Annotated in this window: 15 protein-coding genes; 5 read left to right on the top strand and 10 right to left on the bottom strand. The window is 70.4% G+C overall.

Translation table 11 applies throughout. The features are described 5' to 3' along the window. From B0E54_RS30720 to B0E54_RS30710, 3 genes are all read right to left on the bottom strand, one after another. Nucleotides 1–968, bottom strand: a 968-nt coding sequence (locus B0E54_RS30720; protein WP_234591201.1) for a non-reducing end alpha-L-arabinofuranosidase family hydrolase, incomplete at its 3' end; no start/stop codon positions are given. Between the two features lie 275 nt (nucleotides 969–1,243). Then, on the bottom strand, nucleotides 1,244–1,825 hold the full coding sequence (locus B0E54_RS30715) for a dihydrofolate reductase family protein (RefSeq protein ID WP_234591198.1): 582 nt from the start codon (nucleotides 1,823–1,825) through the stop codon (nucleotides 1,244–1,246). Between the two features lie 157 nt (nucleotides 1,826–1,982). Continuing rightward, the gene (locus B0E54_RS30710; protein ID WP_234591196.1) at nucleotides 1,983–2,645 is read right to left on the bottom strand and encodes a hypothetical protein; all 663 of its coding nucleotides are present in this window, start codon (nucleotides 2,643–2,645) and stop codon (nucleotides 1,983–1,985) included. A 181-nt stretch (nucleotides 2,646–2,826) separates the two neighbouring features. On the opposite strand from B0E54_RS30710, the gene B0E54_RS30705 reads away from it, so the two are divergent. The 4 genes from B0E54_RS30705 (at nucleotide 2,827) to B0E54_RS30690 (ending at nucleotide 8,442) form a co-directional block, all read left to right on the top strand. Then, complete coding sequence (locus B0E54_RS30705; protein ID WP_234591194.1) at nucleotides 2,827–4,044, top strand: HupE/UreJ family protein; 1,218 nt, start codon at nucleotides 2,827–2,829, stop codon at nucleotides 4,042–4,044. A gap of 143 nt (nucleotides 4,045–4,187) precedes the next feature. After that, entirely contained in the window at nucleotides 4,188–6,161 is a 1,974-nt protein-coding gene (locus tag B0E54_RS30700) for a metallophosphoesterase family protein (protein WP_234591191.1), read from the top strand. A gap of 92 nt (nucleotides 6,162–6,253) precedes the next feature. Further along, nucleotides 6,254–7,321 carry a WxL protein peptidoglycan domain-containing protein gene (locus tag B0E54_RS30695; protein WP_234591189.1) on the top strand — a complete coding sequence of 356 codons (1,068 nt, stop codon included), beginning with the start codon at nucleotides 6,254–6,256 and terminating at the stop codon, nucleotides 7,319–7,321. A gap of 149 nt (nucleotides 7,322–7,470) precedes the next feature. After that, complete coding sequence (locus tag B0E54_RS30690) at nucleotides 7,471–8,442, top strand: NADP-dependent oxidoreductase (protein WP_234591186.1); 972 nt, start codon at nucleotides 7,471–7,473, stop codon at nucleotides 8,440–8,442. A 4-nt stretch (nucleotides 8,443–8,446) separates the two neighbouring features. Here the strand turns inward: B0E54_RS30690 and B0E54_RS30685 are convergent, their stop codons facing one another. The 7 genes from B0E54_RS30685 to B0E54_RS30655 all read right to left on the bottom strand — a co-directional run bounded on the left by B0E54_RS30685 (nucleotide 8,447) and on the right by B0E54_RS30655 (nucleotide 13,839). Beyond that, nucleotides 8,447–9,037, bottom strand: a complete 591-nt coding sequence (locus B0E54_RS30685; RefSeq protein ID WP_234591184.1) for an HAD family phosphatase — start codon at nucleotides 9,035–9,037, stop codon at nucleotides 8,447–8,449. A 26-nt stretch (nucleotides 9,038–9,063) separates the two neighbouring features. Further along, nucleotides 9,064–10,317, bottom strand: a complete 1,254-nt coding sequence (locus tag B0E54_RS30680) for an RNA polymerase sigma factor (protein ID WP_234591182.1) — start codon at nucleotides 10,315–10,317, stop codon at nucleotides 9,064–9,066. A gap of 2 nt (nucleotides 10,318–10,319) precedes the next feature. Next, the gene (locus B0E54_RS30675) at nucleotides 10,320–10,664 is read right to left on the bottom strand and encodes a YciI family protein (RefSeq protein ID WP_234591204.1); all 345 of its coding nucleotides are present in this window, start codon (nucleotides 10,662–10,664) and stop codon (nucleotides 10,320–10,322) included. 103 nt (nucleotides 10,665–10,767) lie between these two features. Continuing rightward, on the bottom strand, nucleotides 10,768–11,970 hold the full coding sequence (locus B0E54_RS30670; protein WP_234591180.1) for a low temperature requirement protein A: 1,203 nt from the start codon (nucleotides 11,968–11,970) through the stop codon (nucleotides 10,768–10,770). A 70-nt stretch (nucleotides 11,971–12,040) separates the two neighbouring features. Beyond that, nucleotides 12,041–13,099, bottom strand: a complete 1,059-nt coding sequence (trpS, locus tag B0E54_RS30665) for a tryptophan--tRNA ligase (protein ID WP_234591178.1) — start codon at nucleotides 13,097–13,099, stop codon at nucleotides 12,041–12,043. An 89-nt stretch (nucleotides 13,100–13,188) separates the two neighbouring features. Further along, the gene (locus B0E54_RS30660; protein ID WP_234591176.1) at nucleotides 13,189–13,365 is read right to left on the bottom strand and encodes a hypothetical protein; all 177 of its coding nucleotides are present in this window, start codon (nucleotides 13,363–13,365) and stop codon (nucleotides 13,189–13,191) included. A 9-nt stretch (nucleotides 13,366–13,374) separates the two neighbouring features. Then, the gene (locus B0E54_RS30655; RefSeq protein WP_234591174.1) at nucleotides 13,375–13,839 is read right to left on the bottom strand and encodes a PRC-barrel domain-containing protein; all 465 of its coding nucleotides are present in this window, start codon (nucleotides 13,837–13,839) and stop codon (nucleotides 13,375–13,377) included. Between the two features lie 173 nt (nucleotides 13,840–14,012). On the opposite strand from B0E54_RS30655, the gene B0E54_RS30650 reads away from it, so the two are divergent. Continuing rightward, entirely contained in the window at nucleotides 14,013–14,267 is a 255-nt protein-coding gene (locus tag B0E54_RS30650; protein ID WP_234591172.1) for an SCO4848 family membrane protein, read from the top strand. Nucleotides 14,268–14,879 lie beyond the last annotated feature (612 nt).

Below are 14,879 nucleotides of genomic sequence, written 5' to 3'. Positions count from 1 at the left end.
GTGCTGTCGGCGATGAGGGTCTGGTCGATGGGGCCGGTGCCGGAGCCGGAGATGCTGCCGGTGAACAGGGTCTGCGCCGCGGACCAGCCGTTGGGGTTGGTCGGGTCGGTGGAGGTGCGGTAGGAGAACGCGGTACCGCCCCACTGGTAGGCCAGGACCCAGATGTTGCGGGGCGCGAAGTAGAACAGGGTCGGCGCGACGGTGGCGTTGTTCATCGTGTTCTGACTGGCCGAGGCCATGTCGGACCAGTTGGTGAACAGGCCGAAGTTCATCGAGCCCCAGCGGGTGCCGGTGTCGTGGGTGGTCGCGTAGACCAACTGCCGGCCGTTGTACGGAGCGACGGTGAAGTCCTTGAGCGACACCCAGCCCGACTTGGGCTGCGCCAATGCGCCGGTCGACGACCACCGGTACGACGACGGCAGATCACACGTGGTCGGCGGCGGCGTCGTGGGTGGCGGGGTCGTGGGTGGCGGTGTCGTCGGCGGTGGGGTGGTGGGCGGTGGGGTCGTCGGCGGTGCGGGCGTGTCGGTCACCGGTGGCGTCGGCGTGGTCCCGCCGGTGCAGGTCACGCCGTTCAGGGCGAAGCTCGTCGGGGCCGGGTTGCTGCTCGTCCACGACCCGTTGAAGCCGAACGACACAGTGCCGTTGGTCGCGACCGATCCGTTGTAGCTCACGTTGCGCGCGGTCACCGCCGCACCGCTCTGCGTCAACTCCGTGTTCCACGACTGTGTCACCGTCTGGCCGGCGCCGTACGACCACGTCAACGTCCAACCGCTCAACGGATCACCGAGGTTCGTGATCGTCACGTTGGCGCCGAACCCGCCCTGCCACTGCGACGACACGGCATAGTTCACCGAGCAGCCCGCTGCGGCGGCGCCGGCCGGCATCGCCACGACGACCGTGGCCGACGCCAGCAACGCGACACCTGCCGAGACGAGGCCGACATTGGTCGGTCTAAATATGGTCATCTAGCACCCTCCTGACGGGATGGCGGCCTCCACATTCGTGGGAATCATTGTTAGGTGAGCGTTAACAGCCGCGTCGGGTATGTTACGGGAGCGCTCCCAAACCATCAACCTCGATGCCTTGAAGGCGTCTGGCCGTCATCGCGAGCCCTCCGAGCAGGCCGCCATGGTCGTCCCGGTGCGCTGCACCCGGGGGACGGTGAGGCTTCACAACGATCGCGATGTTATCGATAACAGAGCCGGTCACCGGTTGAGGACGTGTTCTGCCCGGGGGCCCGTCACTCCAATTCGTACTCCAGCATGAGGACACCGGTGCTGGTCGGCGTGCAGTCGACGAGCCGCAGACGTCGCGGCCGGTCGGCCTGGCGGAAGAGCCGCTTGCCGGTGCCGAGCAGGAGCGGGTGCAGGAACAGGCGGTACCCGTCGATCAGGTCGTGCGCGATGAGTTCCTGCACGAGCACCCCGCTGCCCAGCACGACGATGACGCCGTCGCCCCGCGACTTCAGGTCCGTGACCGCCGACACGAGATCTCCGTCGAGGCGTCGGACGTTCGACCAGGTGAGATCGGTCAGCGTACGGGTGGCGACGTACTTGGGAGTCGCGTTGAGGTGGGCGGCCATCGGGTTGTCGTCAGGCTGGCTCGGCCAGTAACCGGTCATCTTCTCGTACGTCCGGCGACCGAAGAGGTACGCCGTGGTCGACCGGAGCCCCTGCACGGCGGCGGTCGCCTGGGTCTCGTCGAAGAACGGCGCCGCCCAGCCGCCGTGCTCGAACCCGCCGTCACGATCCTCGTCGGGTGACCCCAGCCCTTGCATCACCCCGTCGAGCGTCACGAACTCGACGACAACCAGTTTCCGCATGACCGCACCCTTCGACCTGGCGGGCGCCCTGGCGTCCCGCTGCCGTTCCCAACGAGCGGGCCCGGCCGGATCGAGCGGGTCCACCTCGCGATCCGGGCGAGCGTACTCGCGAACGGTCCGGGCGAGGGCCCGTCATCCGACGGCGACCGGCCGGGCGTCAGAGCCAGACCACGATCCCGGTCAGGTTGTTGAGCACGGCGGCCACGCCCGCCCTGATGGCTGCCGCGCAGCGCTCGGCAGTGAACGAGCCCGCGTCGTACGACGAGGACATGCCGAGCCCTTCGCCCCGGTACGACGCTCCGTCCCAGTCGACGGCCGTGACGTTGTGGGTGGGCTCGGCCAGTTCGGCGCCCACCACCAGGAACTTCTCGTCCAGGTGGTTCGGGGTGACAAGCGCGAGGGCGTCGATGAGCTCGTTGCCGGCGCTGACGATGAGGTCTGGGCCCATCGCCATGGCCCTGGTGATGCTGGGGACGGCGTCGTGCGCGTTGCTGACGACGACAGTTCTCAGATCGACGTGCTCGTCGTCGGCCCAGTCCCGCACCGCCGTCACCAGGGCCTTGGTCGGCGCGTCCGTGCCGGCGGTCAGCAGCACCACCCGGTAGTCCTTCGACGGGTGCACGTCGGCCCACGATCCGGGCCGTGGCGTGATGGTCGCCTCCGGCGCTGGCGTCGTGGCGGGGTCGACGAATCCCGGACTGAGCGAGCCGACGGCGCTGGGCGCGGGGTGCGGCTGGGACCAGTCGTCGCCGGAGTCGCAGGCGGAGAGGAGCGCGGCGGTCGCGGCCAACAGGGCGACGGCCCGAAGCGGGGGGCGCAAGGTGGTCGTCCTTTCGGGTGGGGGCGGGAAGTGCGCGTACGCCTCGTATTCCTATCCCAGATCCGGCCGTCGACAATCCGTGACCGGTCGCCGCGGTTGTTTGTTCTCCATCGGTTCGTCGGTGGGCGGGTTGGTGTTCACCCACGAGGTGCAGCGTGCACTGGCCAACCGAGGGAGTCGCATGCTGGGGCACATTCGCCGTACCGTTGTCGTCGCCGTTGTCGCATTTGCTGCGGCGGTGTTCCCGTTCCTGGGTGGCGGAACGGCCTTCGCGCACGGCTTCTCATCGACGGTGTACGCGAAAATTACCGCCGGAGACGAGGGTCACATTCGCTCCGAGGTGGAGCTCGAATATGACCTTCTGGTCGTGTCGGCCGCCGATTCCGGTGACGATGATCCGCTGTTCCGGGTGGGGAACGCCGCCTTCGAGGCGGGCGACTCCGCGGCGCAGGCCGCAGCGTTGAAGGCCCACGCCCCGACGGTCCTGCGCTATGTCGCCGACCGTTTCTCGGTGAGCGCGCGAGGTGCGGCCTGTCAGCCGACAGTGGTACGCGACGCCACGATCGGCGCTCGTGACGGGGTGCCGTACGCGGACCTGTTGCTGGACTGGACCTGTCCCGAGCGGGTCGACGAGCACGAGGTGCGCAGCGGTCTCTTCCCGGACGACGAGGCGTACGTCAAGGACACCAAGACGATCGTCACCTACGAGATCGACGGCCGTTCGGGCAGCGCCGCGCTGGACGCCGCCAACCCGTCCTTCTCGACGGCGCAGACCGCCTACCAGCGGTTCGGCGAGTTCTTCCTGCTGGGGGCCGAGCACCTGCTGTCCGGCATCGACCACATCCTCTTCCTGGTGGCGCTCATCGCCGGGTCGCGGCGTCTGCGGGAGATCGTGCTCGCGGCCACCAGTTTCACCCTGGCGCACTCGGTGACGTTCCTGCTCGCCGCCCTCGGCCTGGTAGACGTGCCGGCGCGGGTCGTGGAGCCGGTCATCGCGCTGTCGATCGCCGTCGTGGCCGGCTGGCACCTGTGGGGGATCTGGCGGCGCGGTGACCACGCAGGCGATCTGGAGACGGCCGGGCGCGGCCACTTCAGCCTGGACCGTCGGGGCTGGATCCGCCTCGGCGTCGTCTTCTGCTTCGGCCTCGTGCACGGCCTGGGCTTCGCGGGCGCGTTGGGCATCGACGAGGCGTGGTCGTGGACGCTGCTGTGGTCGCTGCTGGTGTTCAACGTCGGTATCGAGGTCGTTCAGTTGACGATTATCGCCGCCGTCTTCCCGCTGCTGTTCGTGTTGCACCGGCGTGCGCCGAAAGCCGGTCTGTGGGTGACCGGTGCTGTTTCGGCGGCAGTGTCCATCATGGGGCTGATCTGGTTTGTTCAGCGCGTGACCGGATCGTGAGTACGGCTAACCAGTCCGCGAAGTGCAGCCATTCGCAAGATCACGTTCATGGCGGGTTCATCGGCCAACGAAAGTTTGGATCTGCTTCCCCGGTGTCGGGTGAAGAAAAATCCATTTCTCTATTCGAAAAGGGAACAATGTCGATGACATTGAGCACCTCGACACGGGCCCCCGGGCTCGTGCGGCGGCGCGTTGTCGCCGGGGTCGTAGCCGGATTCCTGGGAATGGGCGCGGCCCTCGGTAGCGGTCTGCTGACCGCCGCCAGCGCCGCCGACCCCACCACGGTGTCTGGCATCGTCCTCGGCGTCGGCGCCAACGAGACCCAGCGCATCGTGTCCTGGTACTCCTCCGCCGACACCGCCCAGAAGATCCAGCTCGCCCCGACCGCCGAGCTCGTCAACGGCGAGTTCCCGGCCAGCGCCGTCAGCTTCGACGCCGTCGGCGCGGCGAACACCTCCACGACCGGCTTCAACCGCCACGCCACCATCAGCAACCTGCGCGAGAACACCGCGTACTCGTACCGGGTCGGCGCCGAGGGCAGCTGGTCCCCGGCGTACGCCTTCCGGACGCAGGACTTCGAGGGCGACTACGACTTCCTGTTCTTCGGTGACCCGCAGATCGGCTCCTCCGGCGACCGGCTCAAGGACCAGGCCGGCTGGGAGGAGACCCTGAAGGTCGCCACCGCCGCCAACCCGAACGCCGAGCTGCTGGTCTCCGCCGGTGACCACGTGGAGAGCGCCAACGACGAGGGTCAGTGGACCTCGTTCCTGGCCCCCGACCAGCTGCGTCAGGTCCCCCTCGTCGCCACCATCGGCAACCACGACGTCGGTGGCAAGTCCTACGAGCAGCACCACTTCACCCCGAACACCGACCGCTCGGCCCAGTACTACAGCGGGGACCAGGCGACCCGGTCCGGTGGCGACTACTGGTTCATCCACAAGGACGTGCTGTTCATCGACCTGAACAGCAACAGCTACGTCAACCCGGCGGACGGCTCGGCCGGCGGCGACGCCGCGCACGTCGCGTACGTCACCGACGTCATCAAGAAGCACGGCTCCGAGGCCAAGTGGAAGGTGCTGGTCTACCACCACTCGATCTACTCCCCGGCCAGCCACGCGACCGACAGCGACAACAAGCAGCGGCGGGAAGACTTCACCACTGCCTTCTCCAACCTCGGCGTCGACATGGTGCTGCAGGGCCACGACCACAGCTACTCGCGCAGCTACTCGATCAAGAACGGCCAGAAGGAGAACCCGGCTGAGAAGCCCGGCGCTCCCGAGGTCTACCCCGGCCCGGGCGGCGTCATCTACGTGACCGCCAACTCGGCGTCCGGCTCGAAGTACTACGACATCAAGAAGCCGGACGACAGTGGCACCGGCATCCGGGGCAACGGCCCGGACCCGCTGGACCCGGCCAAGTACTGGTACAACTCGTCGCAGAACCAGGAGCACGTCCGCAGCTACGTCAAGGTGCAGGTGCGCGGCGACAAGCTGGTCCTGGCGAACGTCCGCAGCGGCACCTGCGCGGCCCCGAACGCGGCAGTGGAGAAGGGCCTCTCCTGCGTCAACACCCCGGACGGCCAGCCGGTCGGCTCGGTCACCGACAAGGTGACGGTGCATCCGTACCACGGTGACGGTCAGGCCATCCAGGTCAACGTTCCCAACCCGGCCCCGGGCGAGTTCGGCTGGACGATCGACGGCTACAACGGTCTGGTCGACCTGGGCACCGCGCAGGAGCGCAACGGCACCTACTTCGAGGCGACCGGCAAGATCAACCCGATCCTCGTGTCGGACAGCCGCCGCTCGCTCGCCCCGTGGTCGATCTCGGCCAGCGTCGGCGACTTCTCCGACGCCGACAAGACGTTCTCCGGCTCGTACCTGGGCTGGACCCCGTACGTCCTGGACGCCGGCGCGGGCGCCGAGGCCGGCGCGGCAGTCCTGTCGTCCCTCGACGACCAGGGCAAGGGCCTCTCGGTCTCCAGCGGGCTGGGCGCGGCGGTTCAGGGTCACCCCCGGGGCGGCGCCAAGCTCGGTGCCGACCTGGACCTGAAGATCCCGGACAGCATCGCGAAGGGCAGCTACCGCACCACCCTCACGATCACTGCGCTGAGCAGCTGAGAAGAACCTGTTCCACCGGGCGGGGTAGGCACCTTCGGGTGCCTGCCCCGCCACCGGTTCGCCCACTCCCAAGATCACCTCAAGGATCCGACATGCAACCGTCCGTACCGCGCTGGAAGACACTCGTTCGCACCACCGCGCTGTCCCTGCTCGCCGTCGTCGCGGCGGTCGGCGTCGGCGCCGGCCCCGCCGTGGCGGCCGACGGCAACGTCGCCTGGACGGTCCGGACGGCCTCCAACAGCTACGGCGAAGCCCGGTCCAGCTACAGCTACAACGTCAACCCCGGTGGGACCGTCGAGGACGCCATGGTGGTGGCCAACCGCGGCCCGGCGCCGCTGACCCTGGCCGTGTACGCCGCCGACGGCTTCACCACCGACGCCGGACAGCTCGACCTGCTCACCGGGGACAAGAAGTCCGTGGCGGTCGGCGCCTGGGTCAAGGCCAGCGCCGGCAGCGTCGTGATCCAGCCCGGAAAGATCGCACAGGTCCCCTTCACGATCACCGTTCCCGCCAACGCCACGCCCGGTGACCACGTGGGCGGCATCCTCACCGCGCTGACGCAGGCCGACCAGGCCGAGGGCATCAACGTGGACCGCCGCCTCGGCATCCGCATCACGCTGCGGGTCGGTGGCGAGCTGAAGCCGAACCTCGCGATCGAGAACCTCCACGTGACGTACGACGGGACGTCCAATCCGTTCGCCAAGGGTGACGCCACCGTCGCTTACACGATCCACAACACCGGCAACGCCGCCCTGTCCGGCCAGCAGGCCGTCTCGGTCTCGGGTCCGTTCGGCGTACTGCGGGCGCGGGCCGGTGACATCGCCGCGCCGCCGCAGCTGCTGCCAGGCGAGAGCTGGGACGTGCGGGTGCCCGTACGCGGTGTCGCTCCCGCCGTCCGGCTCGCGGCGACCGCCACCGTCACGCCGCTGCTCACCGACGCGTCGGGCTCCACCACCTCGCTCAAGCCGGTCGAGGCCACGGCGCACGGTTGGGCCCTGCCGTGGATGGTCGTCCTGGCGCTCGTCGTGCTGATCGCCGTGGTCGTCGGGGCGTCCCTGTACCGCCGCCGCAACCGGGCGCGGCGCAAGGCTCGCGAGGACGCCCGGGTGCGCGACGCGGTCGCGCAGGCCCTCGACGGTCGGGAGCCGCAGACGTCCTGAACGCGTCGCCGGTGTCGCCGCACTCCGGCCACGCCCCGGGCACACCGACGGCCGTCGCCCTTGTGGGTGAACGGCACCCGGCACCGGGCCGGGCCTGCCCCCGAGACGGCATGCTGCGACGGTGACGCCGGCCCGGAGAGGAAGCCCACATGGTTGACGCGGACGTGCCAGAGCGGATGCAGGCTGCGGCGCTGGACGAGTTCGGCGGACCGGAGGTGATCACCCTGCGGAAACTTCCGGTGCCCGAGGCCGCCGCCGACGAGGTGCTGATCAAGGTCCTGAGCGCCGGCGTGGGCGTGTGGGACGCATACGAGCGGCAGGGCGTGCTGGTGCCCGAGGGCACCGAGTTTCCGATCGTGCCCGGCTCGGACGGCGCCGGAACCGTCATCGCGGCCGGCAGCCGGGTGACCGACCTCGCGGTGGGTGACCTGGTCTACGTCTCCGCCACCACCCGGCCGAAGGGCGGCTTCTACGCCGAGTACGCGGCCGTCAAGGCCGAGTACGCCGCGAAGCTGCCCGACGGTGTGCCGGCCGAGCACGCCGGTGCGATGCCGACCGACGCGTTGACCGCGCTGGCCGGGCTGGACACGCTCAGCCTGCCGGCGGGCGCCTGGCTGTTGATCTTCGGTGCGAGCGGTGGGCAGGGCCACCTGGCCGTGCAGTTGGCCAAGCGACAGGGCCTCAACGTGATCGCGGTGGCCTCCGGCAGCGACGGGGTCGCGCTGGTGACCCGCCTCGGCGCCGACGTGTCTCTCGACGGCCACGCCGACCCCGCCGAGGTGCTCGCGACGATCCGGGACGCGGCTCCGGGGGGAGTGGGCGGCATCCTGGCGATGGCCGGCGGGAAGACACTGGACCGGCTCGCCGAGACGCTGTCCGACGGAGGGGTCGTCGCGTACGCCCACGGGGTGCGGCCGGAACCGCGCGAACGGTCCGGCGTGTCGGTCCGGGCGTACGACGGTGTGGCCAACCGCGGACAGTTGCAGCGCCTCAACGACCTCATCGAGGCTGGGCCGTTCGTGGTGCACGTCGCCGAGACGTTCCCACTGGGCAAGGTGCGGGAGGCGCACAAGCGCCTGGAGACCTCCTACCTGGGCAAGCTGCTGCTGACGATCGCCTGAGGCGTCAGCCGACGCGCTGTTGCGGCACGCGTACCGAAGCCATGCCGGCCGCCGTCGCGGCCTGGATGCCCAGGTCGGTGTCCTCGAAGACCAGGCACGAGCCCGGGGGTACGCCGAGCTGCCGCGCCGCGAGCAGGAACGCCTCCGGGTCGGGCTTGGCCCGCGTGTAGTCCTCGGCGCACACCAGCACGTCGAAGCGGTCCAGCAGACCGAGGGCGTCGAGGGAGGCGGTGACCGTGGCGCGGGTGCTGCCGGAGACGACGGCGAACGGCACCCGGCGGTGCGCGTCGTGGATGTGCGCCACAACCTCGGGCACGGCGGTGACCTGCGGCAGCAACTCCTGGAAGATGCGCTCGCGGTTCTCGACGACTGTCGCCACCGGCATCGCCAGCCCGTGCCGCTCGTTCAGCGCGACGACGATGTCGGCGGTGGGCCGGCCGCCCCAGGCGTAGAAGAGATCCTCCGGGAACTCACAGCCCCACTCGTCGAGCGCCCGCTGCCACGCCACGTAGTGCAGCGGCATCGAGTCGACGATGGTGCCGTCGCAGTCGAACAGGTACGCGGCGAACTCACCGGGCGGCAGAGGCAGGGTCATCGGGGCAGGCTACAGCGGGAACCCGCTCAGTCCTCGCTGACGGATGCCAACCGGCGCAGCAGGTGCGCCCGTTCCGGCTCGGTGCCGACCAGCGCCAACGCGTCCCGGTACGCCGCCGCGGCCTCATCGCGGCGACCCAGCCGGCGCAGCAGGTCCGCCCTGGTCGCGGGGTACAGGTGATAGCCCCGCAGACGTGGATCGCCGGCCAACCCGTCCAGCAGCGCGAGCCCGGCGTCCGGTCCGTCCCGCATGGCCACGGCGGCGGCCCGGTTCAGCGCCACGATCGGGGAGGGGACCATGCCGAGCAGCACGTCGTAGAGCGCCACCACCTGGGGCCAGTCGGTGCCGGCCACGTCGGCGGCCTCGTCGTGCAGGGCGGCGATGGCGGCCTGCACGCCGTACGGCCCGGGCGCCGGGCCGGTCAACGCGACCACCACCAGCGCGCGGCCCTCGTCGATCATCGCGTGGTCCCACCGTGCGCGGTCCTGGTCGTCGAGGAGGACCACCGCGCCGTCCGGTCCGCTCCGGGCCGCGCGCCGGGCGTGGATCAGCAGCAGCAACCCGAGCAGGCCGGCGACCTCCCGCTCGCCGGGCAGCAGCCGGCGCAGGATCCGGACCAGCCGGATGGCCTCCTCGGCGAGGTCGGTCCGCTGGAGGTCAGGTCCGGAACTGGCGGCGTACCCCTCGGTGAAGACCGAGTAGACGGCCTGGAGCACCGTGGGCAGGCGCTCGGGCAACTCGTCGACGCCGGGCACCCGGAACGGGATGCGGGCGTCGCGGATCTTCCGTTTGGCCCGGACGAGTCGCTGGGCCATCGTCGCGTGCGGCACCAGGAAGGCCCGCGCGACCTCCGCCGTGGTGAGCCCGGCGAGGAAGCGCAGGGTGAGCGCGCCGCGGTCCTGCGCGGGCAGGGCGGGGTGGGCACAGGTGAAGAAGAGCGCCAACCGGTCGTCGGGCAGATCCGGGTCCGCGTCGGCGGGCGGCGCGGGGTCGGCCCGCTCGGCCTCCGCCTGGAGTACGGCCAGCCGGGTGGCCAGCACGCGGTCGCGGCGCAGCCGGTCGACGGCGCGACGGCGGGCCGTGGTGAGCAGCCAGGCGCCGGGCCGACTCGGGACGCCGTCGACCGGCCAGTGCACCAGCGCCGCCTCGATCGCCTCGGAGGCGACCTCCTCGGCCAGGTCGAGGTCGCCGAAGCGGTGTACGAGCGAGGCGAGCAGCCGGCCGTGCTCCTCCCGGAACACCGCCTCCACCGAACCGGCTGCCGCCTCCGCGCCCGCCACCGTCAGACCTCGACCTCGATCTCGGCGACCGGCCGCACCTGCACCGAGCCGGCTCCGGTGGCCCCGGGGCTGCGGGCCGCCCAGTCCAGCGCGACGTCGAGGTTCGGCACGTCGATGATGTCGTAGCCGCCGAGCACCTCGCGGGTCTCGGCGAACGGCCCGTCGGTGATCGCGCGTTCGCCGTCCGGGCCGACCCGTACGGTCGTGCAGGTGGTCAGGTCCTGCAAGGGATGCCCGGAGACCCAGATACCGGCGTCCTTCATCTCCCGGTCGTAGCGCACCCAGTCCTCGAAGGTGCACCCGTTGCCGGCCTCCCCGTCGGTCGGGGTGCTCATGAACAGCAGCATGTACTTCACGTCTCGACTCCTCTCGGTGCGGCGGGGTCGCCGTACAGCATGACGACGAACGAGTGCCCGGGATGTCGACACGGGTCTGGAACTTTTCCGCGGCTCAGGGGCGCACGTCTCGCGCCGGTTCGACAGGTTCGCCACGCCGGTCGATCCGCCGCTCGTACCAGGTTACGGCGATCAGAAGCAGGGTGAGCAGCGCCAACTCGGCCAGCGCGGGCAGTGGCCGCGCGATCGGCAGCAGGAGCAGCGGCAGCAGCGCGGCGACACCCTGCCCCGGGTGTACGGCATGAAGGGTGAGCCGGCGGAAGACCAGCCGTCCGAGCAGGTAGAGGGTGGCGCCCCCGTAGAGGGCGGTGGCCGAGGGCCAGCTCAACCGGGCGGTGTGCGACGGCTCATCGGCGAGCTGGCCGAGCACCTGCTCGATGCCGAGCGCGACGTAGATGGCACCGATGATCATGGGTGTGTGCGCGAGGCCGTACGCGTCGCCGGCCACGTGGGAGCGCCGTTCGTCGGGAACGCGCAGGACGGACTGCCGGGCGGCGGGCGCCAACCGGTCGAAGTACAGCCACCAGAGGCAGATGGTGGCGACGAGGCCGAGCAGCGCCGCGATCAGGCTGGCCCCGGTCGGCGCCGTCATCCTCGGTCCGGTGCCGGCGGCGATCAACGCCTCGCCCAGGGCGATGATGAGCACCAGTCCGAACCGTTCGGTGAAGTGGTCCAGGCTGCGCAGCGGCCACGGGCCGTAGATGGAGGCGACGCGGGAACCGCCGATGTCCACCAGGAGCGCGACAGTCCAGAGCACGGTCTGGGCGACGCCACCGAGCAGCGCGCCGACGATGAGCGGGAGCCAGGCAGCCGTCACCGGCACGACGAAGAACCGCAGGGTCGAGCGCAGCGGCGGATCGTCGACGCTCGCCCAGAACAGCACCACGAGCTGCACCGCCCGGGTGACCAGGTAGGCGAGCGCGAGGGTGAGCGGCGGGTCGACGGATCCCGGTCCCTGCCGCCAGGCGTCGGGCAGCACCAGAGCGGCCACGAATATCGCGGCCATCGCCAGCAGGGTGGCCGCGCGGGCCGGGCCGACGTCCGCGCGGACCAGGTTCCCCAACCAGAGGTACGGACCCCAGGAGTAGATCAACAACAGCAGGAGGAGCAGCCCCTGGCCCAGGGTGAGCGCGCTCGGCGGCTGCGCCATGAACGCGATGACCCGGGTGAGCGCGAAGACGAAGACCAGGTCGAAGAAGATCTCGAACATCGTCGTCCGGTGCGCGTCACCGGCGGGGATCGGACGAATCCTCTTCATCCAGGCATTCTGCGCCCTCCGCGCAGCACGTCGGGTCTCCCCGTCGCAACGAGGAGACCCGAGCGCCGCGTCAGGCCGGGGCGTCCGTCCGGCGCCGGGCCCGCTCGGCCCGCCGCCGCATCTGCTGGTACGCCCCGGTCAGCCCCATCGCCCGGCGTACCTCCGTCAGGGTCTGGCGTACCTCCTGTCGGGTCCGCTCGGTGCCCTCGACGATCAGCCGGTCGACGAGCCCCCGGTCGGCCTCGATCGCGGCCCGGCGCTCCCGGATCGGCGCCAGGAACGTCTCCAGCGCGACCACCAGCCGCTCCTTGACCTCCACGTCACCCACCTGCCCGGCCCGGTAACGGTCGGCCAGGTCGGCCACCTCGGCACGGTCCGGGTTGAACACCTCGTGGTACGCGAAGACCGGGTTGCCCTCCACGGTCCCCGGCACGTCGGCCCGCACCCGGTTCGGGTCGGTGTACATCCCGCGCACCTTGCGGCGCACCGTGGCCGCGTCGTCGGACAGGGCGATCGTGTTGCCCCGGCTCTTGCTCATCTTGGCCGTGCCGTCGGTGCCCACCAGGCTGGGCGTGTCCGCGGGGATCAGCTCGGGCACCGGGAACACCGGACCGTACAGGTGGTTGAAGCGGCGGGCGATCTCCCGGGTCACCTCGACGTGCGCGGCGTTGTCCCGGCCGACCGGGACCACCTCGCCCTTCACGCACAGGATGTCCGCGGCCTGGAGCACCGGATAACCGAGCAGCCCGTACGGCATCTCCTCCTTGCCCGCGTCGCGGGCCATGTCCTTCAACGAGGGCACCCGTTCCAGCCGGGGCACGGTCACCAGGTTCTGCAGCAGAGTGTTGAGGTCGCCGACCTCCGGAATGGCCGACTGGAGGTAGAACGTGGCCCGCGCCGGGTCGACGCCGGCGGCGAGGATGTCGGTCACCATCTCGCGGGCATTGGCGGAGACCTGGTCGATGTCCTCCCGGCGGTTGCGGGTGGTCAACATGTGCAGGTCAGCGATGATGAAGAAGCTCTCGTAGCGCTGGTGCAGGCGCACCCGGTTGGCGATGCTGCCGACGTAGTGGCCGAGGTGCAGGCGACCGGTGGGCCGGTCCCCGGTGAGCATGCGTGCGATGGACATGGCGAGGTGCCTCTCGTGCGGGTGGGTGGATCACGCGTGGGCGCGCGCCGAGCGGGCCGGACAGGCCCCTCGGTCAGCGGAAACAGGGCTCAGCGAGCCGTCCGCCATCGCGCGCCGGCGCGGTACCGCAGACCACCGGCACGAAGTACGTCCAGGAAGTGCTCACGGCCGTCGCCGGAGCTGGTCGGGACACCGGGCACGACACCGCGCGGCAGGCCGTCGACCACATCGACCGCCTCCGACACGCAACTGCCCGTCCGGACCACGGCCTCACCTTACCCGGGGTGTCGCTCCGGGGGCGGCAGGTGACGGTCCGTGTAGTACCTGCCGACGCGGTCCCGGTACTCCGGGTTGGCCGACTCCGCGTCGTACGGTGGCGCGTCCTTGATCTCCTGCCGCGTCCGGTCGACGTGTACGACACGGTCCAGGTGATCGACCCGTTCCACCGTGCCGGCCGGCAGCAGCACCTTCTGGCCGAGGATCCACGGGCCGGTGTCCACCACCAGGTATCCGGCGTCCGCGTCGTCGCTCGCCTCGTCGATCGTGCCGATGCGCCCGTCGCTGGCCTGGACGTGATAGCCGACGAGGTCCACCGGAGTGCCGGGGCCGGGGGCGTCCGGGCCGTCGTGCGCACCGGCCGGACCGCCCGGCCCCGCAGCCGAGGGGGTGGTCTGCGTGTATCCGCCGGCCAGGGCGGACGGATCGCGCCAGGCCCAGGGATTGAAGATCGGCTGTCGCACGGGGCACCTCCGGGGGACTGTCCTTCGCTGTCCTCCTTCGCAGTGCCCAGCACGGCCTGGCCGGAAACGGATCGCCCGAGGCGCCGATCCCGGCCGGCAGCGCGGTCCGGAGGTCGCGCCCGTCGCGTCCGTGGCCAGCTCGCGGATCGACTGCGCTGGCATACTCGGCTGCCATGGTGCTGTCGCGAGGGTGGGCTCTCTTCCTGGTCGGGGTCGGGATCTGGACCTGGGTGATCTGGCCGAGGTTCGCCGTCGCCATCTGGCAAGACCCGCGGTCCTGGGCCTCCGGCACGGTGGCCGACGGGGCCGCCACCAGCTTCCTGTGGGTGCACGCCCTGTTGATCGCGGCTTCCCTGGCCATCGGGACCACCGTCGGTGTGCTCGGCATCCGTGCCTGGTTCGCCGCCCGCCGACGCCGGGTGTCCTGACCCCGCGGCCGCTGCTCGGCCCGGCACTCGGTGGGTTGATCCGACCCGGAGGGGATCAGTGTGACGCGCGACGCTACCCGCCGATTTGACGATCAAACCCACGGACGCGTAACTTTCTCTCTGCCAGCGCGGAACGGGGCAAACAGGGCGAAAGACCTGGAGCACCGGATCGGGCAGGTAACCGGGTCAGGCAGGGGTTCGCCTCTGCGGGACACGGTTCGGGCGGGGCTCACCGGGTCAGCCGCGAGGCGGATTTGGTGCAGCGGAACCGACCGGGTAAGGTTCACGACCGGCAGGGAACCGGGCGAGACTGCGGGACACCGCAGCGGCCGGCCTGCCAAATCCGACGACCTGACGCAGCGGTTCGCTGCTGCGTGAGTGCGCCGGCGCCAACCCGTACGAAGCATGACAGACCGGGACACACGGTTTGACACGGCGAAGACGGTGAGGTAACGTAGTAAAAGTGCCCGGCGCGAGAGCGACGGGAACACGGAACGAAAAGCCCCGGGATGGTGGCCCACTGGTTGGGTCTTCGGATCGGTGTGTGGTTGTTCTTTGAGAACTCAACAGGGTGCTTGTAAAGCCAGTGCCAATTATGATTTATACCCCGGA

It is taken from the genome of Micromonospora sp. MH99, assembly GCF_021442385.1.
Taxonomy (GTDB): Bacteria; Actinomycetota; Actinomycetes; order Mycobacteriales; family Micromonosporaceae; genus Micromonospora.
Note: the sequence above shows the minus strand (reverse complement) of the source record. Positions and strands in the feature narration are given on the sequence as shown.

What these genes read in the sequence shown, in the direction of transcription:
- B0E54_RS30705 (WP_234591194.1), top strand. Translation starts at nt 2,827, where the DNA reads ATGCTGGGGCACATTCGCCGTACCGTTGTCGTCGCCGTTGTCGCATTT.
- B0E54_RS30700 (WP_234591191.1), top strand. Translation starts at nt 4,188, where the DNA reads ATGACATTGAGCACCTCGACACGGGCCCCCGGGCTCGTGCGGCGGCGC.
- B0E54_RS30675 (WP_234591204.1), bottom strand. Translation starts at nt 10,664, where the DNA reads ATGCTGCTGTTCATGAGCACCCCGACCGACGGGGAGGCCGGCAACGGG.
- trpS (WP_234591178.1), bottom strand. Translation starts at nt 13,099, where the DNA reads ATGTCCATCGCACGCATGCTCACCGGGGACCGGCCCACCGGTCGCCTG.
- B0E54_RS30695 (WP_234591189.1), top strand. Translation starts at nt 6,254, where the DNA reads ATGCAACCGTCCGTACCGCGCTGGAAGACACTCGTTCGCACCACCGCG.
- B0E54_RS30715 (WP_234591198.1), bottom strand. Translation starts at nt 1,825, where the DNA reads ATGCGGAAACTGGTTGTCGTCGAGTTCGTGACGCTCGACGGGGTGATG.
- B0E54_RS30670 (WP_234591180.1), bottom strand. Translation starts at nt 11,970, where the DNA reads ATGAAGAGGATTCGTCCGATCCCCGCCGGTGACGCGCACCGGACGACG.
- B0E54_RS30685 (WP_234591184.1), bottom strand. Translation starts at nt 9,037, where the DNA reads ATGACCCTGCCTCTGCCGCCCGGTGAGTTCGCCGCGTACCTGTTCGAC.
- B0E54_RS30650 (WP_234591172.1), top strand. Translation starts at nt 14,013, where the DNA reads ATGGTGCTGTCGCGAGGGTGGGCTCTCTTCCTGGTCGGGGTCGGGATC.
- B0E54_RS30690 (WP_234591186.1), top strand. Translation starts at nt 7,471, where the DNA reads ATGGTTGACGCGGACGTGCCAGAGCGGATGCAGGCTGCGGCGCTGGAC.